General features: G+C 64.5%; 25 protein-coding genes, 1 tRNA gene and 1 pseudogene. 14 read left to right on the top strand and 13 right to left on the bottom strand.

Features of this window, described 5'->3' with window-relative positions; genetic code table 11:
- Positions 1-116: 116 nt before the first annotated feature.
- The 4 genes from ABIA45_RS28515 to ABIA45_RS28530 all read left to right on the top strand — a co-directional run bounded on the left by ABIA45_RS28515 (position 117) and on the right by ABIA45_RS28530 (position 3,440).
- A complete protein-coding gene (locus tag ABIA45_RS28515) occupies positions 117-638 on the top strand; it encodes a TerB family tellurite resistance protein (protein ID WP_271543153.1) in 522 nt (173 codons plus the stop codon).
- Between the two features lie 187 nt (positions 639-825).
- On the top strand, positions 826-1,605 hold the full coding sequence (locus ABIA45_RS28520; RefSeq protein ID WP_271543151.1) for an SDR family oxidoreductase: 780 nt from the start codon (positions 826-828) through the stop codon (positions 1,603-1,605).
- A gap of 129 nt (positions 1,606-1,734) precedes the next feature.
- Complete coding sequence (locus tag ABIA45_RS28525) at positions 1,735-2,529, top strand: glutamine amidotransferase (protein WP_271543149.1); 795 nt, start codon at positions 1,735-1,737, stop codon at positions 2,527-2,529.
- Between the two features lie 98 nt (positions 2,530-2,627).
- Positions 2,628-3,440, top strand: coding sequence for an enoyl-CoA hydratase (locus tag ABIA45_RS28530; RefSeq protein WP_271543147.1), 813 nt, complete (start codon positions 2,628-2,630; stop codon positions 3,438-3,440).
- A 107-nt stretch (positions 3,441-3,547) separates the two neighbouring features.
- Here ABIA45_RS28530 and ABIA45_RS28535 read toward each other — a convergent pair.
- Positions 3,548-3,623, bottom strand: a tRNA-Ala gene (locus ABIA45_RS28535).
- 204 nt (positions 3,624-3,827) lie between these two features.
- On the opposite strand from ABIA45_RS28535, the gene ABIA45_RS28540 reads away from it, so the two are divergent.
- The 3 genes from ABIA45_RS28540 to folD are packed head-to-tail and all read left to right on the top strand — an operon-like array spanning position 3,828 to position 5,394.
- A complete protein-coding gene (locus ABIA45_RS28540; RefSeq protein WP_036002872.1) occupies positions 3,828-4,118 on the top strand; it encodes a YggT family protein in 291 nt (96 codons plus the stop codon).
- 15 nt (positions 4,119-4,133) lie between these two features.
- Positions 4,134-4,499, top strand: a complete 366-nt coding sequence (locus ABIA45_RS28545; RefSeq protein ID WP_051056859.1) for a DUF167 domain-containing protein — start codon at positions 4,134-4,136, stop codon at positions 4,497-4,499.
- Positions 4,500-4,509: 10 nt separating this feature from the next.
- On the top strand, positions 4,510-5,394 hold the full coding sequence (folD, locus tag ABIA45_RS28550; protein WP_404545049.1) for a bifunctional methylenetetrahydrofolate dehydrogenase/methenyltetrahydrofolate cyclohydrolase FolD: 885 nt from the start codon (positions 4,510-4,512) through the stop codon (positions 5,392-5,394).
- 113 nt (positions 5,395-5,507) lie between these two features.
- On the opposite strand, the gene ppa is transcribed toward folD, so the two are convergent.
- Together ppa and ABIA45_RS28560 are read right to left on the bottom strand one after the other, a co-directional pair.
- Complete coding sequence (gene ppa / locus ABIA45_RS28555; RefSeq protein ID WP_036002867.1) at positions 5,508-6,044, bottom strand: inorganic diphosphatase; 537 nt, start codon at positions 6,042-6,044, stop codon at positions 5,508-5,510.
- 179 nt (positions 6,045-6,223) lie between these two features.
- Positions 6,224-6,733, bottom strand: a complete 510-nt coding sequence (locus ABIA45_RS28560) for a GNAT family N-acetyltransferase (RefSeq protein ID WP_024338772.1) — start codon at positions 6,731-6,733, stop codon at positions 6,224-6,226.
- A 267-nt stretch (positions 6,734-7,000) separates the two neighbouring features.
- Here ABIA45_RS28560 and ABIA45_RS28565 point away from each other — a divergent pair, with 267 nt between their 5' ends.
- Genes ABIA45_RS28565 through ABIA45_RS28580 form a run of 4 tightly spaced genes read left to right on the top strand, consistent with a single transcriptional unit; the run spans position 7,001 to position 10,160 of the window.
- A complete protein-coding gene (locus ABIA45_RS28565) occupies positions 7,001-7,900 on the top strand; it encodes a S9 family peptidase (RefSeq protein WP_271543138.1) in 900 nt (299 codons plus the stop codon).
- The gene (locus tag ABIA45_RS28570; RefSeq protein WP_271543136.1) at positions 7,897-8,364 is read left to right on the top strand and encodes a DUF2269 domain-containing protein; all 468 of its coding nucleotides are present in this window, start codon (positions 7,897-7,899) and stop codon (positions 8,362-8,364) included. The genes ABIA45_RS28565 and ABIA45_RS28570 overlap by 4 nt, the downstream gene beginning before the upstream one ends.
- A gap of 8 nt (positions 8,365-8,372) precedes the next feature.
- The gene (locus tag ABIA45_RS28575) at positions 8,373-9,692 is read left to right on the top strand and encodes an SDR family oxidoreductase (RefSeq protein ID WP_271543134.1); all 1,320 of its coding nucleotides are present in this window, start codon (positions 8,373-8,375) and stop codon (positions 9,690-9,692) included.
- Positions 9,693-9,752: 60 nt separating this feature from the next.
- The gene (locus ABIA45_RS28580; RefSeq protein ID WP_275500322.1) at positions 9,753-10,160 is read left to right on the top strand and encodes a thiol-disulfide oxidoreductase DCC family protein; all 408 of its coding nucleotides are present in this window, start codon (positions 9,753-9,755) and stop codon (positions 10,158-10,160) included.
- Between the two features lie 23 nt (positions 10,161-10,183).
- Here ABIA45_RS28580 and ABIA45_RS28585 read toward each other — a convergent pair.
- The 6 genes and pseudogenes from ABIA45_RS28585 to ABIA45_RS28610 form a co-directional block, all read right to left on the bottom strand.
- Positions 10,184-11,431 (bottom strand): annotated as a pseudogene (locus ABIA45_RS28585) (flavin monoamine oxidase family protein).
- Between the two features lie 101 nt (positions 11,432-11,532).
- Positions 11,533-13,359, bottom strand: coding sequence for a translational GTPase TypA (gene typA, locus ABIA45_RS28590; protein WP_036002847.1), 1,827 nt, complete (start codon positions 13,357-13,359; stop codon positions 11,533-11,535).
- Between the two features lie 238 nt (positions 13,360-13,597).
- Positions 13,598-13,885, bottom strand: a complete 288-nt coding sequence (locus tag ABIA45_RS28595) for a hypothetical protein (protein WP_271543127.1) — start codon at positions 13,883-13,885, stop codon at positions 13,598-13,600.
- The gene (locus tag ABIA45_RS28600; RefSeq protein ID WP_404545056.1) at positions 13,882-15,327 is read right to left on the bottom strand and encodes a radical SAM protein; all 1,446 of its coding nucleotides are present in this window, start codon (positions 15,325-15,327) and stop codon (positions 13,882-13,884) included. Before ABIA45_RS28600 ends, ABIA45_RS28595 begins: the two co-directional genes overlap by 4 nt.
- The gene (locus tag ABIA45_RS28605) at positions 15,324-16,040 is read right to left on the bottom strand and encodes a prolipoprotein diacylglyceryl transferase (protein ID WP_271543123.1); all 717 of its coding nucleotides are present in this window, start codon (positions 16,038-16,040) and stop codon (positions 15,324-15,326) included. The genes ABIA45_RS28600 and ABIA45_RS28605 overlap by 4 nt, the downstream gene beginning before the upstream one ends.
- A gap of 67 nt (positions 16,041-16,107) precedes the next feature.
- On the bottom strand, positions 16,108-16,872 hold the full coding sequence (locus ABIA45_RS28610) for a Crp/Fnr family transcriptional regulator (protein WP_404654490.1): 765 nt from the start codon (positions 16,870-16,872) through the stop codon (positions 16,108-16,110).
- A 178-nt stretch (positions 16,873-17,050) separates the two neighbouring features.
- Between ABIA45_RS28610 and ABIA45_RS28615 the strand changes: the two genes are divergently transcribed.
- The gene (locus ABIA45_RS28615; RefSeq protein WP_128265823.1) at positions 17,051-17,431 is read left to right on the top strand and encodes a response regulator; all 381 of its coding nucleotides are present in this window, start codon (positions 17,051-17,053) and stop codon (positions 17,429-17,431) included.
- Between the two features lie 4 nt (positions 17,432-17,435).
- Here ABIA45_RS28615 and ABIA45_RS28620 read toward each other — a convergent pair whose 3' ends face one another.
- The 3 genes from ABIA45_RS28620 to ABIA45_RS28630 all read right to left on the bottom strand — a co-directional run bounded on the left by ABIA45_RS28620 (position 17,436) and on the right by ABIA45_RS28630 (position 21,430).
- Complete coding sequence (locus ABIA45_RS28620) at positions 17,436-18,059, bottom strand: hypothetical protein (protein ID WP_271543119.1); 624 nt, start codon at positions 18,057-18,059, stop codon at positions 17,436-17,438.
- 199 nt (positions 18,060-18,258) lie between these two features.
- Positions 18,259-19,800, bottom strand: coding sequence for an alkaline phosphatase (locus ABIA45_RS28625; protein WP_271543117.1), 1,542 nt, complete (start codon positions 19,798-19,800; stop codon positions 18,259-18,261).
- A gap of 184 nt (positions 19,801-19,984) precedes the next feature.
- Positions 19,985-21,430, bottom strand: a complete 1,446-nt coding sequence (locus tag ABIA45_RS28630; RefSeq protein WP_271543115.1) for a TAXI family TRAP transporter solute-binding subunit — start codon at positions 21,428-21,430, stop codon at positions 19,985-19,987.
- Positions 21,431-21,583: 153 nt separating this feature from the next.
- Here ABIA45_RS28630 and ABIA45_RS28635 point away from each other — a divergent pair, with 153 nt between their 5' ends.
- Both ABIA45_RS28635 and ABIA45_RS28640 read left to right on the top strand, forming a co-directional pair.
- On the top strand, positions 21,584-21,874 hold the full coding sequence (locus ABIA45_RS28635; RefSeq protein WP_036002826.1) for a 4a-hydroxytetrahydrobiopterin dehydratase: 291 nt from the start codon (positions 21,584-21,586) through the stop codon (positions 21,872-21,874).
- Positions 21,875-21,974: 100 nt separating this feature from the next.
- A complete protein-coding gene (locus tag ABIA45_RS28640; RefSeq protein ID WP_157285090.1) occupies positions 21,975-22,367 on the top strand; it encodes a YkvA family protein in 393 nt (130 codons plus the stop codon).
- A 29-nt stretch (positions 22,368-22,396) separates the two neighbouring features.
- On the opposite strand, the gene ABIA45_RS28645 is transcribed toward ABIA45_RS28640, so the two are convergent.
- Entirely contained in the window at positions 22,397-23,371 is a 975-nt protein-coding gene (locus ABIA45_RS28645; RefSeq protein WP_404545062.1) for an NADPH:quinone oxidoreductase family protein, read from the bottom strand.
- Between the last annotated feature and the right edge of the window lie 99 nt (positions 23,372-23,470).

Raw genomic sequence — 23,470 nt, forward strand, 5'->3', positions numbered from 1 at the left:
TGCCGAAACGTAATACGCGCGCGGAACTGACGCACGTTGCGCCGGTTGGGTTTCCTGCTCATATAATGCTGGTAACGGCCGCGCTCCTTGCGGCGTCATCAATCTCGGTAGGACCCATGCTCGACGGCTTGCGCCAATTCATCGCCGACATTGTCGGTCCCCAAGCCCAGGACCGCGCATTTGGCGACAGCGATTACCGGCTGGCCGCGACCGCGCTGCTGGTCCATGTGGTCTCGCTGGACGGCCAGCCCAGCGCGGCCGAGCAGCGCAAGCTGCACAGCCTGATCGAAAACCATTTCGGGCTCGACCGCGGCACCGCCGACCGTCTCATCGCCGACGCGACCCAGGTCGAAGGCGAGGCCGTCGACCTCTATCACTTCACCAGCGTCATCATGCGCTCGCTCGATGAAGCGGGTCGCAAGCGAATCGTGCAGATGATGTGGGAACTGGTCTATGCCGACGGAGAGGTCAGCGAGTTCGAGGACAATGTGGTCTGGCGCGCGTCCGACCTGCTCGGCATTGCCCAGCGCGACCGGATCGAGCTGAAGCACGCTGTTGCGGAGCGTGCTGGTGGCCAGGTCAAGGATCGCGCCGTCGGACCTGTCCCCGGCGGATTGCCTGGCCTGCGAGCCACATGACGAAACTTTAATATAAGCCCGGCGGTCCCCCGCTTTGCGGATTCGACTGCAAATACCGGGCTTTCCTGCTTCCCCTGTCGCTCTCACAAGCAGCCATGCTGCCGCCGCCGCTTGCCTGCCGCGCACGGCTTATGCTCTCGTTCTGGTATTGCCGGGGCCACAGAGTTCAATTCAAGAGACTTCGATCGTGACTGAGCGGGTAACGTTGATCACCGGTGCCTCGGCGGGCATCGGGATGGAGCTGGCGCGTGTGTTTGCCGCCAATGGACATCGCCTCGCATTGACGGCGAGACGGGTGGATCGGCTCGAAGCGCTCGCGAACGAGATCGCCGCCAAGGGTGGCAAGAAGCCGATCGTGATCGCCTGCGATCTCGAGGACCCGCATGCCGGTGAGAGGATCGCCGCGGCACTTGCCGCCGAAGGCGTCGAGCTCGATCATCTCGTCAACAATGCCGGCTTCGGCGTGTTCGGCGATGCGATCGAGCGCGATCGCGCCGAGCAGCTCGGCATCGTCGATGTCAATGTCCGGGCCCTGACGGATCTGTCGCTGCGCTTCGCCGATCAGCTCATCCGAAACAAGGGCGGTCTTCTCAATGTCGGCTCGGTCGCAGGCTTCCTGCCCGGCCCCGGCATGGCCGTCTACTACGCGTCCAAGGCCTATGTGATCTCCTTTACCGAAGCATTGCGGGCGGAGCTTGCGCCCCGCGGCGTCCGCGTCACCGTGCTTTGTCCGGGCCCGGTCCCCACGGAATTCCAGGCCCGCGCCGGCGTCGGCTCGCAACATGACACGGCCTTTCTCAACGTCTCAGCTGCCGAGGTTGCGCAGGAGGCGTATCGCGCTCTGATGGCCAACAAACGGGCAGTGCTGCCCGGCCTCGGCAACAAGATTGTGCCGTTCGCGCTGCGCTTCTTCCCGCGCGGCTTCATCCTGGCCGCCACTAGCCGGTTCCAGCGGCAGCGGCGCTGAACGCCGCCGCCCACGTCCGTAGTGGCCCGGAGCTTGCTTCCAGACGTGCGCGTGTGTGCGCAAACTCACACGATGTTAACCATCGCTTAGCTATGCTGGCGGTCTGAACCGATAGCACTCGCAGAGGCCATGTCGTTCCGGACGGACAGGTTTGGTGGCGCAGAGGTGGTCGCCTTCCCACAGAGGGCGGCGAGCGTCGCCGCCGCTGAAACCCGGCTGCCGGTGCTGATCGTCCTGCATCAGGAATGTTCGACACCCGGGCGCGTCGGCAATGCGCTGCGCGCACTCGGCCATCGCCTCGACATCCGCCGTCCCCGCTTCGGCGATCCCCTGCCCGAGACGCTCGATCAGCACGCCGGTGCCGTGATCTTCGGCGGGCCGATGAGCGCCAATGATTCCGACGACTACATTCGCCGCGAGATCGACTGGATCGAAATTCCGCTCCGCGAGCAGCGCCCGTTGCTCGGCATCTGCTTGGGGGCGCAGATGCTGGCGATGCAGCTCGGGGCTCGTGTCGCGCCGCATGCGCAGGCGCTGACGCAGATCGGGTACTACCCGATCAGGCCGACCCTCGCGGGCCGCGCGCTCTGCCCGCACTGGCCGGCGCAGGTCTATCACTGGCATCGCGAGGGCTTTGAGCTGCCTGAAGGCGCCGACTTGCTCGCCGAAGGCGATGATTTCCCGGTGCAGGCATTCCGCACGGGCAATGCTTTCGGCGTGCAGTTCCACCCCGATGTGACCTATGCGATGATGTGCCGCTGGACCACGCGCGGTTACGACGGCTTCAGCGCGCCCGGTGCACGGCAGCGGCATCATCATTTCGCGGATCGCGCCGTCTACGATGTCGCCGAACGCGCCTGGCTCGATCATTTCCTCGACGGCTGGCTGGAGCGCCGGCCGATGCTGGCGCAAGCCGCCGAGTGATCGCGGCTTCGCGCAAGTCCTTCTCCCATCCCTGGGTATGCTAGGCTCGCTTCTAACGAGCGCGTGCCAACGCGTGCCGGCAAACAAGGGAGAGCGTCATGGCCTACGAACACATTCTCTATGAGGTGAGCGACAAGATCGCGACCATCACGCTCAACCGCCCCGATCGCATGAATGCATGGACGCCGGTCATGGAGCGCGACGTGCGCCACGCTATGGAGGCATCGAGCACCGACGACAATGTCCGCGTCATCGTCCTCACCGGCGCGGGCCGCGCCTTCTGCGCCGGCGCCGACATGGATGCGCTGAAGGGCCTCGATCCCGACGACGTCAGGCGTGCCTCGAACCTGCCGCCGTTCGATATGAATCGCCGGCCGGACTGGCAGACGCGGTACGGCTATTATCCTTCGATCAAGAAGCCTGTGATCGCCATGCTCAACGGCGCGACGGCTGGCATTGGACTGGTGCATGCACTCTATTGCGACCTGCGCTTTGCTGCCGACAATACCGTGTTCACCACGGCCTTCGCGCGGCGCGGCCTGATCGCCGAGCACGGCATCAGCTGGATGCTGCCGCGCATCGTCGGCCACGCCAATGCGCTGGATCTGTTGCTCTCGGCGCGGCGCGTGTCGAGCGAGGAGGCACTGCGGATGGGCTTGGTGAACCGGCTCTGGTCGCCGGAGAAGCTGCGCGAGGAGACCTATGCCTATGCGCGCGATCTCGCCGATTTCGTTTCGCCGAGTGCGATGGCCGTGATCAAGCGCCAGCTCTACGAGGTGCCGTTCCAGACGCTGGCCGAGGCGACGATCGAGGCCAACCGCGAGATGATGGTGGCGCTGAACGGGAGTGATTTCCGGGAGGGCGTGGCGAGCTTCATGGAGAAGCGGCCGCCGCGGTTTACGGGGAGGTAGGGGAGGAGAGATTCCGAGAGAGCCCGGCTTCGCCCTTCGGGCTACGCCGCGGCAGCCTTCGCTACGAAAAGGCTTGCCGAGCCGAAGCTGGCGAAGCCAGCGAAGGCTGGTGGAGCCAGGCGGGATCGAACCGCCGACCTCGTCATTGCGAACGACGCGCTCTCCCAGCTGAGCTATGGCCCCTTTGCTGGCCGCTCTGGTGAACGCGGCCGACAACCGGGCGCCATTTAAGTCCCCGCCAAGGTCAAGTCAAGGACGGGCGTAACCCGGTTTTAGCTCTCAGGGTGCCGACTTCCCTTGTTTGGGCCTGACGGAACCGATATCTAGCAAACGGGGCATCAATCCCGACCGAGCCAGAGTTTTCAAAAGCCAGAGGCCTCATAAGCCATGCGTGCCGTTCTCGACATCGTCATCATCGTGCTCGACCTCTACGTCTGGCTGCTGATCGCCTCCGCGATCCTGTCCTGGCTGATCGCCTTCAACGTGGTGAACACGCGTAACCAGTTCGTGTCGGCGGTGGCGGAGTTCCTCTATCGGATCACCGAGCCTCTGCTGGCGCCGATTCGCAATTTCCTGCCCAGCCTCGGCGGTCTCGACATCTCGCCGATCATCCTGATCCTGATCATCATGTTCATCGAGCGGGTGATCCTGTACTACATCTATCCGAACGTGGTCTAAGCGGGCGGGAGCGCCTTGGTTGCCAACAAGGAGCCTTGTTGTCAGGAGCCTTGCCCTAAGGACCCTTGGCGCTACTCGGCCGCAGGAATCAGCATCGCGCTGCGGGTGACTCCGCGCGGCGGCCGCGACGACATCGACGGGATCGAGCAGCTTTCGGATGGCCGCAGCGTGCTCAAGGTGCGGGTGCGCGCCATTGCCGATGGCGGCGAGGCCAACAAGGCCGTTCTGGCGCTGCTGGCGAAATCGCTCGGCGTGCCCAAGAGCAATGTAAAGCTGCTATCCGGAGCCACGTCGCGGCTGAAGCAGATCGCGGTCGACGGCGATCCGGCGCGTCTCGGCGAAACCCTGCGCCAGCTCACATCGGCCAAACCGACAGATTGAGAGAACGGACATGACCGCTGATATCATCGATGGAAAAGTCATTGCGGCGGAACTCCGTGGCCGCGTCGCCAGCGAGGTCGCCCGCGTCAAGCGCGAGCACAATCTGGTGCCGGGCCTTGCGGTGGTCCTGGTCGGCAACGACCCCGCGAGCGAAGTCTATGTCCGCTCAAAACACACCCAGACCCAGGCCGCGGGCATGGCCTCGTTCGAGCACAAGCTGCCGGCCGACGTCTCGCAGGCAGACCTGCTGGCGCTGGTGGCAAAGCTCAACCGCGATCCCGCCGTGCACGGCATTCTCGTGCAATTGCCGTTGCCGAAGGGGTTGAACACCGAAGCGGTCATCAATGCCATCGATCCCGCCAAGGACGTCGACGGACTGCATCCGAACAATGCCGGCCGGCTCGCCGGCGGCTTCGAGGCGCTGTCGCCCTGCACGCCGCTCGGCTGCATCATCCTGACCAAAAGCGTGCACGCCTCGCTCGAAGGCATGAACGCCATCGTCATCGGCCGCTCCAACCTGGTCGGCCGCCCGCTCGTGCAATTGCTGCTGAACGAGAACGCCACGGTGGCGGTCGCGCATTCGCGCTCGCGCGACCTGCCTGGCCTCGTGAAGAAAGCGGATCTTGTCTATGCGGCGGTGGGCCGGCCAGAGATGGTGCGCGGCGACTGGCTGAAGCCGGGTGCGACCGTGATCGATGTCGGCATCAATCGCATCTCGAAGGAGGACGGCAAGACGCGTCTCGTCGGCGACGTCGCCTATCAGGAAGCGCTTGCCGTTGCCGGCGCGATCACGCCGGTGCCGGGCGGTGTCGGCCAGATGACGGTGGCGTGCCTGTTGGTGAACACGCTCCGCGCGGCCTGCGCGATCGCCGGCCTGCCGAAGCCGGCGGTGTAAGAAAGCTCTCCTGTCCCGGACGCGACGCCGAGCCGGACCCATGGCGCCACTGTGCTGGGCCCCAGCTCAGCAGCGCATCGTTTCATGGGGCGCTGCGTCCGGGGCACGGAAGCTCAGCCCTTCTTCTTCTTCTCGCGCTCGATGCCTTCTTGGATCAGCTGGTGCGCTTCCTCCGGGCCGCCCCAGCGCAGGATCTTCACCCACTTGCCCTTTTCGAGATCCTTGTAGTGCTCGAAGAAGTGCTGGATCTGCTGCAGCGTGATGTCAGGCAAATCGGAATACGACTTCACCTTGTCGTAGCGCTGCGTCAGCTTGGACGACGGCACCGCCAGGATCTTCTCGTCGCCGCCGGCTTCGTCCTCCATGAACAGCACCCCGACCGGACGCACGCTCATGACGGCGCCGGGGATGATGGCGCGGGTGTTGATGATCAGCACGTCGCAGGGATCGCCGTCATCCGACAGCGTGTGCGGGATGAAGCCGTAATTACCGGGGTAACGCATCGGCGTGTAGAGGAAGCGGTCGACCACCAGCGTGCCTGCCTCCTTGTCCATCTCGTACTTGATCGGTTCGCCGCCCACGGGGACCTCGATGATGACATTGACGTCGTGGGGGACGTTCTTTCCAATCGAGACCGCATCGATACGCATTCAAGGCTCCGTTGTTGCCGAGGATAAATCGCGCCCGGCAGCGATTTTGGCGCTGTCATACGCGGGCTTGGCCCGCTGATCCATCGCGTTTTTGTGAAATAATGAATCCGGCGATCACCGGCGCAAGCGGCCTGCGGTATCGACGGATGGGAACGCTGCCCGGCTAGAGTTTCAGCAGCTCAATTGGTCCAAGCGAAGGCAACCTTGTCGAGCGCCTTCGGTCCGAAACGCTCCGACGAGCGCGCCACCATGCGGCCCCCCAGGGCGCGATAGAACTCGGTAGCGGGGTCGTTGTCCGAGAGCGCCCACACCACCATGCTCTTCAGGCCGCTCTGCATCAGGTCGCGGCGGGCGGCGGCAAACAGGCGGCGGCCGAAGCCGAGGCCCTGAAATTCGGGCCGCAGATAAAGCTCGTAGATCTCGCCGTCGAAATGCAGGCTGCGGGCTCGGTTGCGGCCGTAATTGGCATAGCCCGCGATCTTGTCACCGAACACCAGCACGCTGACACGGCTGCCCTTGCGGATCGCGCTGTCCCACCATTGCGGACCGCGGCGGTTGATCAGCTTCTCCAGCTCGGCGCCGGGAATGATGCCCTGATAGGCCGAACGCCACGCTTCGTCATGGGTCGACGCCACCGCAGTTGCATCTGCAGCTTTGGCCGGCCGGACCTCGATCAGGGTTGTGCTCATGGACGCGATCAAACCAAGTCGCCGCGCCGGCGGCAAGACCTATCGTTAATTATCGGTTAACCTGTGGACTTTCTGCATCAGTATTTTGGCCATGTTGTGCCGAAAAAGGACAGGGCCCAATGCTGAGGGCACCGGCGGGCCGTGCCTCGGTGCAAAACTCCTGTTGCGGTAACGAAGGAACGGCGATGGGCACCGCAGAAAGTCCGCCCATGCTGATTCGTTCCTACTAGTGTGGCTGTCGCTGTTCTTGTTCGCCCTCGGCAATTCATGCGGCTCCTCAACACCATCGCGCTCCTGCCTCTGCTGGCCTTGCTGACTGCGTCGCCTCTGTGCGCGCAGGTCGGGTTCGGTCCAACCGGAGAAGAGGGCGAGCCGTTTCGTCGGCAGGCATGGCGCGTGCCAACGCCGGATACCGATCTTGCTGCGCATGCCCTGCTGTTTCGCCCCTCGGGCCCAGGTCCGTTCCGGCTCGCGGTGATCGCACACGCCTCAACGCAGAACACGCTGCGTCGGGCGCAAATGCCGCAGCCGGAATACCGCCCGCTCGCCGCCTATCTCGTCGCGCGCGGCTTTGCGGTGCTGGTGCCGGAGCGGCCCGGCCATGGTGCTACCGGCGGCCGCTACCTCGAGGATCAGGGCGGCTGCGACGAGGCCGACTACGCGCGCTCGGGCCGCGCAACGGCCGACGCAATCAAGCTGGCGCTGGTCCATCTGCAAAAGCAGGACTTCATCCGCAAGGATGGCGCGATCGTGATCGGACATTCCGCCGGCGGATGGGGTGCGCTGGCGCTCGCCGGTGCCGATCCGAAGGTGATCTCCGCCATCACCGTGTTTGCACCGGGACGCGGCGGCCATGCCAATGATGAGCCGAACCGAATCTGCGCGCCGCACACCCTGCTCGCCGCCGCAGCGGAATTCGGCAAGACCGCGCGCATTCCCGTCACTTGGCTTGTTGCGCCCAATGACAGCTATTTCGCGCCAGCATTCTCGCAGAAGCTCGTCGATGCGTTTCGCGGCACGAGCGGCAAGGCCGAGTTTCGCCCGCTGCCGGCCGTCGGCAGCGAAGGCCATTGGATGATCGAAACCGAAGCCGGCGTCAAAGCCGCCAGCGGCGAGCTCGCGCGGGCGCTGAACCCGCCCAAGCCTGTGGCGACCAAGAAGCCATGACGCTGTATTTCCTGTTCAAATTTGTTCACGTCCTCGGCGCCATCGTCATTCTCGGCACCGGGACCGGCATCGCCTTCTTCATGCTGATGGCGCATCGCACGCAGCAGCCGGAGTTCATCGCCCGCACCGCTTCGGTCGTGGTCATCGCGGATGCGATCTTCACGCTGTCGGCCGTGATCCTCCAGCCGGTCAGCGGCGGCGTGCTGATGATGCTGTCGGCGACCTCGATCACGGAGGGCTGGCTGCTGGCCTCACTCGCGCTCTACGCGATTGCCGGCTTGTTCTGGGTGCCAGTCGTGTTCATGCAGATCGAAATGCGCGACCTCGCGCGCAAGGCTGCTGCGCAGCGCAGTGCGCTCCCACAGCGCTATTTCGTACTGTTCCGCCGCTGGTTCGCGTTCGGCTTCCCCGGTTTTGGGGCAACCGTGCTGATCCTGTGGCTGATGATCGCAAAACCGTTTTGAGAGACGTGATGAACCAGCGCACCATTCTCGTACTCGGCGCCTCTGGCCTGATCGGCCGCTTCGTCACCGATGATTTGCGCACGCGGGGCTTTCGCGTCGTCGGCGTGGCGCGGAGCCTGTCGCCGGCGCAGAGGATGAGCGCGCTGGACATCGAGCTGCCGATCCTCATCCTCGACACGGCCGCGCTGACGCGTCTCCTCAGCGAGCACGCGGTAGACGTCGTCGTGAACTGTCTCGGCGTGCTCCAGGATGGTCCCGGCAGCAACACGAGCGCGGTGCATCGCGATTTCGTCGCGCGACTGCTTCAGGCGATCGGCGGCAGCGGCCGCGCAATCCGGTTGGTGCATATCTCGATCCCCGGCTCCGCGGAGGCGGACCGCACCGCCTTCGCTACGACCAAACGCGAGGCCGAGCGCCTGATCGGGGCTAGCAGCATTCCCCATGCCATCCTGCGGCCCGGCTTCGTGGTCGCACCGTCAGCCTATGGCGGCAGCGCCCTGCTCCGCGCGCTTGCAGCCTTTCCGATCGATTTGCCGGCCAAGGACATGGCAACGCCATTTCAGCCCGTGGCGATCGAGGATATTACGGCGACCATCGCCTGGCTCGCCGCGCGCGACATTGACGATGCCTCGTTGAGGGCGGTGAGCTGGGACCTGATGCAGGCCGAACCGGTCACCATGGCCGGCGTCATCAAGCCGTTTCGCCATGCGTTCGGCACGGCCGGTTGGCCACGCAACGCGATGCCGCGCTTCCTGCTTGATCTCGGCGCGAAACTCGGCGATGTCGCCAGCTATCTTGGCTGGATGCCACCGATGCGCTCCACCGCCATTGCCGAGCTCCGTCGCGGCGTGACTGGCGATCCGACAGCGTGGATCGCCGCGACGGGCATCGCGCCGAGGAGGCTGGCTGAATTAATCGGACGCCACCCTGCCAGCATCCAGGACAAATGGTTCGCGCGTCTGTTCCTGGTCAAGGCGCTGATTTTCGCAAGCCTGGTCGCGTTCTGGGTCGTCTCGGGCTTTATCGCCTTGTTCGTGTCCTACGGTGCCGCCGCCGGCATCTTGACCGCGCACGACTTTCCGCCCGCGTTGGTCGATCCCATCACCATCGGCACCAGCCTGATGGACATGAGCATCGGTGTATTGATCGCCTTCCGCCGGACGGCTGCGATCGGCTTGGTCGCGGGTATTTTCGCTTCGCTCGGCTATATGGTTGGCGCAGCGATTCTCACGCCCGACCTCTGGATCGAGCCGCTTGGCGCGCTGGTGAAGACCGGGCCGGCGATCGTGCTGATGGTCGTCGCGCTTCTGATGCTGGATAACCGATAGCGTTTTCGAGCTAAGTGGATTTCGGTTCGCGTGAAGAAAACGCGTCAAAAAGAGAGTCTGATGCCCAAATGGCCTGACGACGACGTCATTCTGTTCGACGGCGTCTGCATCTTCTGCTCACGCTGGGTCCGCTTCGTCGCCAAGCGCGACACGGCGAGGCAGTTTCGGTTCACGCCGATCCAGTCGGATTATGGCGCCCGGCTCGCGCACACGTTCGGCATCGACCCCGATGATCCCGACACCAACGCGGTTGTCCACGGCGGCGAGGTGTTCATGAAGTCGGATGCTGCGCTGACGGTGCTGTCGCAGCTCCCAGGCTGGGGCTGGGTGCGTGGGCTGTTCGCCGTGCCGAAGCCGCTGCGGGACGCGGTCTACAGCCTCGTCGCGCGCAACCGCTATCGCATTTTTGGGAGGTATGACGCCTGCTTCGTGCCGGATGCCGATTTGCGGGCGCGGGTGATCGAGTAGCTCGCACTGACGGAGCTTGCGGGTTATGGCTTGCCCAGAGCCGCCAGCGCTTCCCCCGCCGCCCGTTCTCCGCTATCCCGCGCGCCATGGGCGGTCGTGAAGAAATTCGGCGACGTCGCCTCTCCCGCAAAAAACAGTCGCCCATCGACCGGCGCGGCCAGCACTGCGCGATCCCTCGCGTGCCCGGGCAGCGCATGCGAATACGACCCCCGCGCGAACGGATCGCGGGCCCAGCGCGATTCGTACAGCGGCTTCAGCTTGCGCCTGATGTCGTTGCCGAGAAAACCCGCGATCTCGTTGATGGCTTGGGCGGCGATGGCGCCGGCGCCGGCATCCTCGAGCTCGCGGGCAAAGCTGCCGCCGAAAAAGCCCTCGATGCAGGGCTGGCCGAACGGGCGGATGTGATAGGTGCCCATCTCCGTGCGCATGGTGGCGCCGCGCAGGTTCCCCTCTATCGGGAAGGTCTCGGCGTCCTCAAGCGCCAGCGTCACCTTGTCATCGACACCGAGCGGCAGGCCGGCCGCTGCGCTCACCTTTGCGGGGAGCGGGGGCGAGAAGCGGATGGCTTCCTCCGCAATGAGATTGGTCGGCACGGTGACGATCACCTTGTCCGCGGTCAGCGTGCCCCGCGACGTCTCGATGCGGATGCGCTTGTCCGAATGATCGATCAGCGCGACGTTGCAGTTCAGCGCCACCGGGCAGGGTGCACCATAGGCCGCAATCAGCGCGCCATAACCGCGGCGGACGCGCCAGTTGAAGTTGGTGTCCTCATAGGCGTCCCAGTCCAGCGTCGACATATCCTTCAGCTCGCAGCCGTTGATATAGGTCGAGATCGCGTCGATCATCGGATTCCAGCGATTGCCCGGCTCCAAATGCGAGCTCGCGGGCTCGTCCTACTTACCTGTTTGCGCTGCTTCCCACAGACGCTCATAGAACGCGTCCATCGCGCGCATGAAATCGTCGCGCTCGCTTTCCGGAAAGGCATTGCCGTAGGCCCGCTCGCGCCAGGGCGGCAGGTCCTTGTTGAGCTCGAAGCCGAGCTGTCGCGCGATCGGCACGAAGCAGTTCTTGTCGGCCGAATGCAGCCAGCCGCAGCCGACGTCGAACGTCACCTCGGGTGAGGCCTGCACCGTCCAAGCCCGGCCGCCGAGCCGGTCACGGGCCTCCAGCACGATCACGGAGAGGCCGGTGTCCGTCAGCGCATGGGCTGCGCCGAGGCCGGCAGCACCGGCGCCGATGATCGCAACGTCGACGGAGGAGGGGAGGGACATGGAGAAGCGAATAGTGAGTGGCGAATGGCGAATAGAGTATAAGAAACGCCGCTTCTGGCCAAACGCCCCTATTAGCTACTCGCCATTCCCCATTCGCTCAGTCACGCCACCGCTTCCTTGGCCTTTTCCGCGCGCTTGCGCTCGTTCGGGTCGAGGTGCTTCTTGCGCAGGCGGATCGACTTCGGGGTGACCTCGACGAGCTCGTCGTCCTCGATATAGGCGAGCGCCTTTTCCAGCGTCATGCGGATCGGCGGGGTCAGGCGCACCGCCTCGTCCTTCGAGGTGGTGCGGATGTTGGTGAGCTGCTTGCCCTTGAGCACGTTGATCTCGAGATCGTTGTCGCGGGTGTGCTCGCCGACGATCATGCCGCGATAGACCTTCCAGCCCGGCTCGATCATCATCGGGCCGCGGTCTTCCAGCTTGAACATGGCGTAAGCCACCGCTTCGCCCTGGTCGTTGGAGATCAAGACGCCGTTGCGGCGGCCCTGGATCTCGCCCTTGTAAGGGGCATAGCCGTGGAACAGGCGGTTCATGATCGCGGTGCCGCGGGTGTCGGTGAGCAATTCGCCCTGGTAGCCGATCAGGCCGCGGGTCGGCGCGTAGAACACCAGGCGCTGGCGATTGCCGCCCGAGGGCTTCATCTCGATCAGCTCGGACTTGCGCTCGCTCATCTTCTGCACGACGACGCCGGAATGCTCCTCGTCGACGTCGATCACGACCTCCTCGATCGGCTCCATGGTGGCGCCGGTCGCTTCGTCCTTCTGGTAGACGACGCGCGGACGCGACACCGAGAGCTCGAAGCCTTCGCGGCGCATGGTCTCGATCAGGATCGCGAGCTGGAGTTCTCCGCGGCCGGACACTTCCATTGCGTCCTTGTCGGCGGATTCGACGACGCGCAGCGCGACGTTGCCCTCGGCTTCGCGCAGGAGACGGTCGCGGATCATGCGGCTCGTCACCTTGTCGCCTTCGGTGCCGGCGAGCGGGGAGTTGTTGACGATGAACGACATCGACACGGTCGGCGGATCGATCGGCTGCGCCGGCAGCGGCACCTCGACGGTCGGATCGCAGAAGGTGTCGGCGACGGTGCCCTTGGTGAGGCCCGCGATGGCGACGATGTCGCCGGCTTCAGCTTCATCGAGCGGGGTGCGCTCGAGTCCGCGGAACGCCAGGATCTTGGTGATGCGCCCGGACTCGACCAGCTTGCCGTCGGCGTTCAGCACCTTGACCTGCTGGTTCGGCTTCAGCGTGCCGGAAGAGATGCGGCCGGTGATGATGCGGCCGAGATAGGGGTTGGCTTCGAGGATGGTGCCGATCATGCGGAACGGACCTTCCTCGACCTTCGGCGGGGCGACGTGGCGCAGGATCAGGTCGAACAGCGGCTCCATGCCCTTGTCCTGCGGACCTTCGGGGCTATCCGCCATCCAGCCCTGCTTGGCCGACCCGTAGAGGATCGGGAAATCGAGCTGCTCCTCGCTGGCATCGAGCGCCGCGAACAGGTCGAACACCTCGTTGATGACTTCGGTCGGACGCGCGTCGGGGCGGTCGACCTTGTTGATGACCACGATCGGCTTGAGGCCGACCTTGAGCGCCTTGGAGACGACGAACTTGGTCTGCGGCAGCGGGCCTTCGGCGGCGTCGACCAGCACCAGGGCGCCGTCCACCATGTTCAGGATGCGCTCGACCTCGCCGCCGAAATCGGCGTGGCCGGGGGTGTCGACGATGTTGACGCGAGTGTCCTTCCACTGCACCGAGGCCGCCTTGGCCAGGATGGTGATGCCGCGCTCGCGCTCCAGATCGTTGGAGTCCATGGCGCGATCGGTCACCTTCTGGTTCTCGCGGAACGTGCCGGATTGCTGCAGGAGTTTGTCGACCAGGGTCGTCTTGCCGTGGTCGACGTGGGCGATGATGGCGACGTTACGAAGATTCATGAGTGAGCTTCTTTGCGGTCGAACAATGGGTTAAGCGCGATCTCGCCGGTCGGACCGGGACCTCTTCTCGAAACAACGCTGGAAGACTGGAAACGGGGCGCTTTCCGCCCAAAAAGGAAGCCCGGCCATATCGACCGGGCGCCCTGCGCGTTGCGGCGCAATATATGCAAAAACGGCCAAAAAACAATGTGTTCTTTGGCCGTTGGTTGACTGAATTTTGTCCGGGAATCCCCGGGGCTTAGGGCTGGGTCGGGGGATGAGCGGGGACCCTGCGCCCCTTGATCGCCGCCCAGATCATCGCGACCCCGCCGATGCCCACGACCAGTCCCAGAAGGACGAACGGCGCGATGTCGCCAGCGATCTTGCCGTCCTCGAACATCGACACTCCGCCGAACAGGAGTGCGCAGAGACCCGGCAGCAGCATGAAGATCCCGGCGATCGCCATCAGGGCGGTAAGGCAGCCGCTGCGAGCTGGGCCGGGCGTTGGTGCGGGTGGCGGTAGAACCGGCGGTGGCGTGTCGCTCATCGTGGTGCCTCCTCGGTTTGCCTCGCCTCGTGATAGGTCTGCCCCTCGAGCCCGGCGCGAATCCGGGAGATGGCGCCATTCCGATAGAACAGATTGTAGGTGTCGAACGGGATGATCGCCCCCTGCTCGGTCACGAAATGGATGCAGCTGCGCTTGACGTTGCCGACGCAGAAATTGAAGCGGTCGAGAAACTGCACGACGGTGACGCGGAAGACGTTTTCGTAGGTGAGCCCGTCCGGCACCTGAAAGCTCGGCAGGCAGCACAACAATTCGCAGACGCGCTCGGACGTGTTGAGGGGCCCTGAGGAGAGCGAGAACAGGTCGATGAACTTTTCCCGCAGCACCGGATATTTCTCCGGGCTGATTGTGTTGGGCATCACCGCCACCAGCTGCTCCTGCGGGATCAGCGAGGTCAGCGGCAGCACCTTCTCGCCGTTGCGCAGGCCATAGCCGATCGAGATGCTCTCGGGGTTGCAGGGCAGCGGGATCATGTCCTTGTCCCCGAACACGCCAGTCTCGACGACGCGCTTGCGGATCTCCGACAGCATGATGCGGTCGGTATTCTTGTTGAAACTCTCGTTGCGGCCGGCATCCTGGACCGGCTGCAATGTCACCCCGCGCACGCACGTCCAGGTCAGCGCGTGGCGCACGATGTCGCCGATCTCGGAATCGTTGACGCCGCGCTTGATGGTCGCGACCAGCGTGGTCGAGATGCCGTAATGCTCGAGATTTTCCAGCGCCTGCTGGCGGATTTTTCGCAAGTCCGCGCCGCGCAGATTGATCAGCGCGTCGCGCTGCAGCGAATCGAACTGGAGATAGACCTCCAGCCCGCGCCTGTTCTCGGCGAGCCGCGCCACGAAATCCTTTTCGCGGGCGATGCGCAGGCCGTTGGTGTTGATCATGACATGGCGGATCGGGCGCGCGCGCACCGCGTCCAGGATATCGAAGAAGTCAGGATGCAGCGTCGGCTCGCCACCGGAAATCTGCACGAGATCGGGCTCGCCCTCGCCCGCGACCAGCGCATCGAGCATCTTCTCCACCGTCGCGAGCGGCGTGAATTTGGTTCGTGCCGGCGAGGACTCCGCGAAGCAGACGGGGCAGGTGAGGTTGCAATGCTCGGTGATCTCGATCAGCGCCAAGCAGGAATGCTGCTCGTGGTCGGGACAGAGACCGCAATCATAGGGGCAGCCGAATTGGGTTCGTTCCTGGAATTGCAGCGGCCGGTCGCCCGGCTTGATGAAATCCTTGCACAACCGCCAATAGGCGGCATCGGTCGACACCAGCGTCGATTGCACGCCGTGCTCCCTGCAGCGTTTTTCGTACCAGACCTCGTTGCCGAGGATCTGGATCTTGGTCGGCACCAGCTTCAGGCAGGTCTCGCATAGGGATTGGGTCTGGCCCCAGAAGATGTAGGGGCGCGACTTACGCAACGGCGCGTTCATGCAAGTGACTCTTTTTGCAAGCGTCTCGCTTTGGGTGCTGTTGCCAGCATGAAGGCGGCGTAGAGCAGGATCGACAGCGACAGCAGGTGAAACAGGGTCAGGGGCCCAACCAGCGTGCCATAGGGTTTGAGAAATTCCCACAGAAAGCGCTGCGCTCCGTAATAAGCGAGCACCAGGTAGAAACCATTGGTGATCGTGAACGCGTTCCGGTTCAAGACCGCCAGCACATAGGCGAGCGCGAACAGGGCCATGGCCGCGCTCTCGTAGAGCTGCACGGGATGGCGGCGAACGCCGTCGCCGAAATCATGGCCGAAGGGCAGCGCCGTCGGCGTGCCATAGGTGAAATCGTCGAGGCCCGCGAGGTAACAGCCGATCCGGCCGATCGCGATGCCGAGCGCCAGCGGCAGCGCGAAGCGCGCGCCGGTTCGCACCGTGACGCCTGCGGACCATTTGTAGAGCTCGATCGCCACGATGCCGCCCGCCAGCCCGCCCTCGACCGAGCGCGCAATGCCGCTTTGCCCCGACAGCCACAGATTGGCGGAGCCGAACAGATAGGCGCCAAGGCCTGCGCCAAACACCAGCGTGGCGATATAGGGCAGCGCGAAGGATTGCGAGGGAAACTGCAAGCCCCGTCGCGACAGCCAATAGATGGCGGCCGCCGCCGCCAGCCAGGCCAGGATGTCGAAGAGAGTGTGAAGCAAAGCCCCGCTCATGCGGGCGGCAGTATAGCACGACCGCGGTTACAACGGCGCGCCGCGCATTATTGCAGGGGAGAAGAAGCTACCCGGCCTCCCGCTCCTCGGTCGGATAGACCCCGCGCAGCACTTCCTCGAAATGCATCTTTACGGCATCGTTGCACAGGCAGGCGCGCAGCCTCAGGCCGTCGCGGTTGCGGACCAGGATCGAGCCGCGCCGCGTGTCGAGCACGCCTTCGGCCTTGAACGACTGAAGCACGCGGCTGGCATAGGAGCGGCCAACGCCGAGCAAAGTCGCGAGCTGTTCGTGGGTCAGCGGCACACTGGTCTCGTCGCCGGTCCGCTCCATCGCCGCCAGGATCCATTTGGCGGTGCGCTGCTCGATCGAATGGATCGCGTTGCAGGCGGTCGACTGGAAGATCTGGGCCAGCATGCAATCGGCATAGCGGGCAAAGACGTTGCGCAGCGACGCCGAGCGCAGCTTGGCTGCTTCCAGCTTGGCGACGTGAATGCGCGCAAACGGTCCACCGAATTTGACGCAGATCCGGGTATAGGCCGGCAGAAACCCCTCGCTGACGATGCCGCCCACCGCGCCCTCGCGGCCGACCAGAATGGTTTCGACGTCGCGGCCATCCTCGTTGGGGACGAGGAAAGTCGCGAGCGATGGGCCGCAGGGGAAATGGACGACCTGCACGTCATCGCCGGGATTGTAGAGCAAGTGCCCGGCTGCAGAGTGCTCGACGGTCACGTGCGGCGCCAGGAGGCCGTAGTCGACCTGACTCAAGCGCCGCAGCAGATTGTTGGCCGGCCGGCTCTCGACCTCGGTGACCTTGCCGATACGCGCATCCATCCTGAACTCCCACCTTCCTCCCACCTTAGCGAGTTCCATCCGTTTCCTGTGTGCACAAGTGGACAGACCAGAGAACGAGGATGTGGTGAGTTTCGTTCCGGGAACCCTCCGATGCGCTGGGCGCAGGCATCGTGTCGCGGCAGTCCTGATCCCAAAACCCCCGAACCAAGATGCGATCATGGCACCTGCAAACTGCAATGGCACAGGCCGGCCGGCTGATGTTCTGATCGTCGAAGACGATCCGATCATCGCGATCGATTTCGAGGATCGCCTGCTCGGATTTGGTGTGGCCACCGTGCGGACCGTGGGGTCGGTAACGCAGGCGTTGAATGCCATCGCAAAACGGGCACCCGATTTCGCGCTGCTCGATGTCGAGCTGATCCGCGAGACGAGCTTTGCGATCGCCGAGCGGCTGATCGCGCTGAAGGTTCCGTTCGTGTTCGTCACCGGCTACGGCGCAGAGGTACGCATTCCGTCCGAACTGGCGGGCCGGCCGCGGCTGCAGAAGCCGTGCTCGAGCGAGGCGCTGGAGGCGGCGCTGCAGGCACGGGACACCTGATCGCCTATTTGCCGGAGCGAATGCAGAGCTCGGCGAGGTCGGTCTCGACGCCCTTGAAGAATGTGTGCGGAAACGGCGGCGGCGATGAGGCCTTCTTGATCGCCGCACTCTGCGCAATCGCCTCTTGATCGGACAATTGCAGGAAACGTTTCAGCGCTTTCGAACGACTCTTGCTGGCGAACGTCTCCAACCGCTCTTCCGTTGCATCGGTCGGATTGAGACGGAGCAGAGCTTCGTTGCCTGTCTGCAATGGATAGACCCCTCCAAGTTTCACGCGGGCGATCACGTTGTAGCGGTCGAAATGCTCGAAGATCAAATCCAGGATCTTCGCCTGACGTATCGGCTCTTCCATCGCGAGATAGCGCTTCACATCCGGATTGCTCTTCAGGCTTACCAATTCGGCTGCGCCGGCAAATGGATTGTCGGAGATCTGCCGGTCGATGAACGCCGATGCGCCTTCCAGCATATGCGTGCCCCATCTGATGACAATATCGCGGCCGCGCGGTTCGAGCTGGTCGGCAGCCAACCCCTTGTCCGTCAGACATGCCGGGTCGGCGCTTGCGCGCAGTGACTTGCCGAGCTCGGCGGTCAGCGCCTTGCCGTAAGGCGAAGCGAGGGCCTCGCGCACCAGCGTCGCTCTGTCCTGGGTTTGCGCGCATGTGGGGGATGCTGCGCTCAGCAGCAGCGCGATAACGATCGTTGGGCGGCTGAACGGCACGGCATCAACTCGAACATGGCTCGGACGGCATCACGCCCTCGAAAATGCGCGGGCGCCTGCAATTGTCGTCCGGGCCGGGCGGATGGTTCATCCGGGTTCGACTTGGCCGTCACGCAAGCTTCGGATCGAGCGTGGTCGACCACAGCGCGACGTCGGCGCGATCGCGCAGGGTCACCGTCATCCGGCCGGACGCGCCGTCGATCTTGACGTGACCAAAGAACTGCATACCCGCGGACGGCGGCAGATTCTGGCTGTCCTTGCCCGGCGCCTTGACGAAGCGCACCTCGGGGCCAAAGGTATTGTCGAGCGCGTTCGGGCCGAACGTGCCGGCATGCAGCGGGCCCGAGACGAATTCCCAGAACGGCTCGAACTCCTGAAATTGCGCCTTGTTCGGATCGTAATGGTGCGCGGCGGCGTAGTGCACGTCCGCGGTCAGCCACACCGTGTTGCTGATCGGCGCCATCTTGATGAAGCGCAGGATGTCGGCGATCTCGAACTCGCGGCCACGCACCGGGCCGTCGCCCTGCGCAACGGCTTCCGAGCCGCCCTTCGGCGTGTCGGAGACGATCAGGCTGATCGGCATGTCCGATGCGATCACCTTCCATGTCGCGCGCGAATTCAGCAGGCCGCGCTTGAGCCAGGCGATCTGCTCCGGGCCGAGGAAATAGCTGGCGGGGCCATAGGCGGTTTCGAGATTGGCACCGTTCGGCCCGCGATAGCTGCGCTCGTCGAGCACGAATACGTCGAGATGCGGGCCGTAGGAGATCTGGCGATAGACGCGGCCGGGCTCGATGATGCTCTCCCGCATCGGGTACATCTCGTGGAAGGCCCGGCCCGCGCGAGCTGCGAGCAGTGAGATGTCGCGCACCTTGTAGGCGGCCGGCAAGTCTTTCGACAGCGACCAGTTGTTGGTGACCTCGTGGTCGTCCCACTGCACGAAGACCGGCACCTCGGCATTGAAGGCGCGGAGATTGTCGTCGGTGAGATTGTATTTGTACGCGGCGCGGTACTCGTCCAGCGTCTCGGCGACCTTGGCTTTCTCCGGAATGGTGAGATTCTTCCAGATCTTGCCGTCGGCGAGCTTCACCTCGGGTTGGATCGGACCGTCGGCATAGACCGTGTCGCCCGAGTGCAGGAAGAAATCCGGCCGGTGCTTGCGCATGGTCGAGAAGGTGACCATGCCGCCGTCGTCGGGATTGATGCCCCAGCCCTGCCCTGCGACGTCGCCGCCCCAGACGAAGCTGACGTCGCGGCGGTCGGCCGGCGCGGTGCGGAAGCGGCCGGTCACCGCCTCGCCCTCGATGGCGCTGTGCGAGAGATCGCGGAAGCGGACGCGGTAGAAGATGTCCTGGCCGGCGGGAAGATTTTCGACCAGCATCTTGGCGGTGAAGTCGCTTTCGGGCAGCGCCGCGATCGGCGGCAATGTGCGGGCGTCCCTGAAGGACTCGCTCGTGGCGACCTCGACCAGCATCTGCGCGGGCCTGTCGGTTCGCGCCCACACCACGCCGCCGTCGACGGTAACGTCGCCCGCTTGCACGCCGTGGGTGACCGCCGGCCGATCAGCCGCGCGCGAAAGATACGGCATCGCCATCGTGCCGAGCGCACCGGCGCTGCTGGTGAGGAAGCGGCGGCGGGAGAATGTGATGGTCATGAGGCTCCGACCCCGGGCTTGCGGGCGAGTCCGTCAATCCGGGGCGCGCGTAGCGCGAACCCGGAATCCATGTCTCCCCGCGAATGCTGCGCAATGGATTCCGGGTTCGATGCTTCGCATCGCCCCGGATGACGTTGGGAGCTATATTGAGACAATGTGACGCAGCAATAACGCGCGCGGGCGCTCACGCGTTGCCGGCGGCCCGGAACTGCGCGCTGGCACGTTGCAGGTTCGGCGGCAGGCTGAACAGCACAGCCTTGCGGTCGGCGACGGCGGCGTGGAATTGGTCGAGTGCGATGTTGAAGGCGGTGAGCGCGGCTTCCTCGATGGCGCCGTGATCGAAGCAGCGCAGCGTGTCGCGCAGGATCTCGTCGGCCTCGGTCTGCATCTGGTCGAGCTCTTCGGTCGTCTCGCACTTGCGTGCCGCGGCGATCATGTCAAGCAGGCGTTCGCGCTGGTGATTGTTGTTGTCGCGCTCGTCCTTCTTCAGATAGCCGGCGAACCAGGCGCCGACCGAGCCCATGGCCGAGAGCGCCATCAGGCTCCACCAGATGTAATCGCTGTATTTGTCGAGGAAGGTCTTCTCCTCGCCGTCGACGAAGGCGGCCGCACCCGGATGCACCGGGATCACCGCATCCTTGTCGGTGTCGGGCGTCTCGATCTTCGCCGCCAGCGGGAATTCCGTCACCAGTTGCTGGCGCACGGCGAAGAGCTGGCGCGTGAACGCTGCGATGTCGGCCTCGGACACGCCTTTGCGCGCCACGATGTGGTGCGCGAAGCTGATGGTCTTGACCTCGTCCTCGGGACGGTCGGGCGAGCCGCCGTAGGTGCCGGCGGGGATCTCGCCCGCTTCATAGACTGGATGGTTTTGCGCGATCGCATCGGCGGAATCGATGGCGAGGAAGGTTGGCGTGCCGCCCTCCCTGACCGATGCCGAGATCGCCTCCGCGGTGATCTTGCTGTTGACCGGGCCTGCCGCGAGGTAGACGTCGGCCTTCTGCGCCTTGATCGCCTCGGCAACTTCGTTGGCGGGAAATTGCACGATCTCGACCTTGGCCGGGTCGACGCCGTATTGGTGCAGGATCACCTTGAGCAGATTGACGTTCGCCTGGGTACGGCCGACGACGCCGATGCGGTGACCGGCGAGCTGTGCGACTTTGGTGATCTTCGCGCCCTTCTTCTTGCCCTTGGCGGGCACGGACCACAGCACCACGACGTTCTTGCGCAGGGTCGCGACCGCCTGTGCGTTCTTCGGCACGTCGAGATCGCCACGCACGATGGCGAGATCGACCTTGCCTTCGGCGAGCGCATTGGCGCTGGCGGTTGCGCCGTCGGTTTGGATCGGGCGCAGCCGCACGTAGCTCTTGTGCTGCGCAAAGCCTTGCGTCAGCGCCTGCACGACCTTGACGTCGTCGCTGTTGGCGGGGCCGACCGCGATTCTGAGCGTCACGGGACGCATCGCGAAGTAATAGCCGCCGGCAACCACGCCGACGATCGCAAGCAGGAACGCCAGAGACACGAGCGCCGTCTTCCGCGCCGCGGATCGCGGCGAAGGCGGAGGGGGCGCTTCGGCCAGGTCCAATCCCCCGGTCATCGGTCTCCCAAACAGGCGCTTCAGGCTCAGTTTCATCTTGGCCGGCGATTTACGTCCGCAATTGTAGCAAATTTCTTGTCCGGCGGGGTTACATCTCCGTCATGGTTAGCGGATGGAGGAAATCCCCCGTATGAACCCGGGCGTCGGCACGGTGTTAGGGTAAAGTTCCTCCGAAGGATGGAGATGGTGATGGCAGAACGGCTCTCGGCGGAGGCGCGCAGGCAGGCGTTGGGCGGATTGTCCGGCTGGACTGACGTCCAAGGCCGCGACGCCATCGGGAAAACCTTTGTCTTCAAGGATTTCAACGAGGCGTTCGGCTTCATGACCCGCGCCGCGCTGGTCGCCGAGAAGATGGATCACCACCCCGAATGGCGCAACGTCTACAAGACGGTGGAGGTGGTGCTGTCGACCCACGACGCCGGCGGCGTCACCGCGCGCGACATGGCGCTCGCCAAGGCGATGAACGCCATCGCAGGCTGACACCAAGCAGACGCCTTGCAGGGACCGGCTGCATCCCCATCTTGTGATCAGCCGGGATCGGGCGGTCCTCCGCCTCCCGCAGAACGGGGAGCATTTGAGCATGGCTGCCGAGCACAGCGTTGGCTTCGAGCCGGCCGATCGGCTCGCGGAAGATCGCGAGAGCGTGCGCCGCCGCTTCTGGCGCAAGCTGAAGCGGGTCGCTGCGCATCTGCCGTTCGCGGAGGATCTGCTTGCCGCCTATTACTGCGCGTTCGACCGGCAGACGCCGCGTCACGTCCAGGCTTCGCTGCTCGGTGCAATCGCCTATTTCGTCCTGCCGTTCGATTTCGTCGCGGACGTGATGCCCATGCTCGGCTTCGCCGATGACGCTGCCGTGCTCGCCACCGCCATCCGCATGGTTGCCAGCCACATCACGAACGAGCACCGCGAGGCCGCCCGCGCCGCGCTGAAGCGTGGGGTGGAGGAGGCGGACGGCAAAGCAGAAGTCGCGTAGCCGACGCGACTTCAACCACCTGCATCAGCTCACGGATGCAAGATCACCTTGCCCATCGCCTGCCGTCCCGCCAGCACCTTCAACGCATCCGCCGTCTGAGCCAGCGGGAAGGTGCGGTCGACATGCGATGAGATCTTGCCTTCCGCGGTCCACTTCACCAGCTTCTCGAGATTGGCGCGGTTCTTGGCCGGGTTGAGCCGGGTCCAGGCGCCCCAGAACACGCCGCGGATGTCGCAACCCTTCAGCAGCGCGAGGTTCAGCGGCATCTTCGGAATGTCGCCGGCGGCAAAGCCGATGACGAGGAAGCGGCCTTCCCATGCGATCGAGCGCAGCGCCTGTTCGGCGTAAGCACCACCAACGGGATCGAAGATGATGTCGACGCCCTTGCCGCCGGTGAGCTTGCGCAGGCCTTCCTTCAGATCTTCCTTGGCGTAGTTCAGCGTCAGCTCGGCGCCGTGCGCCTTGGCGAATTCGAGCTTCTCGTCCGACGAGGCGCAGGCGATCACCTTCAATCCCATCAGCTTGCCGAGCTCGCAGGCCGCAAGGCCGGTGCCGCCGGCTGCGCCCAGCACAGCGAGCGTCTCGCCCGGCTTGGGGCTGGCGCGATCTTCCAGCGCATGCAGCGCGGTGCCGTAGATGATGATGATGCCGGCCGCGCGGTCGTAGTCGAGATTGTCGGGGATCTTCACGATCGAGCTCGCCGGCAGCGCGATCTTCTCGCGTGCGCCGTTGTGGCCGCATGAGGCGACGACGCGATCACCGACCTTGAGATCCGTGACGCCAGCGCCGATGCTCTCGATCACGCCCGCAACTTCCGCGGCCGGCGAGAACGGGAAGGGCGGCTTGATCTGGTACTTGCCTTGGATCATCAGGATGTCGAAAAAATTCAGCGCCGCCGCCTTGATCGCGATCACGGCTTCGCCGGGCCCCGCCACCGGATCCGGCACCTCAGTCAGGACGAGGTCGTCGGGCTGGCAATATTGCGAGCAGAGGATGGCTTTCATGGCGGCACCTTGAGGGCGTTTCGGGTGGAATTATAGTTTGGCCGTTTCTGCCGGATTTAGGCAGTGGCGACAATCCGGATTCTTTGTCTGGGGTCAGCG

It is taken from the genome of Bradyrhizobium sp. USDA 336 (assembly GCF_044908355.1).
Taxonomy (GTDB): Bacteria; Pseudomonadota; Alphaproteobacteria; order Rhizobiales; family Xanthobacteraceae; genus Bradyrhizobium; species Bradyrhizobium yuanmingense.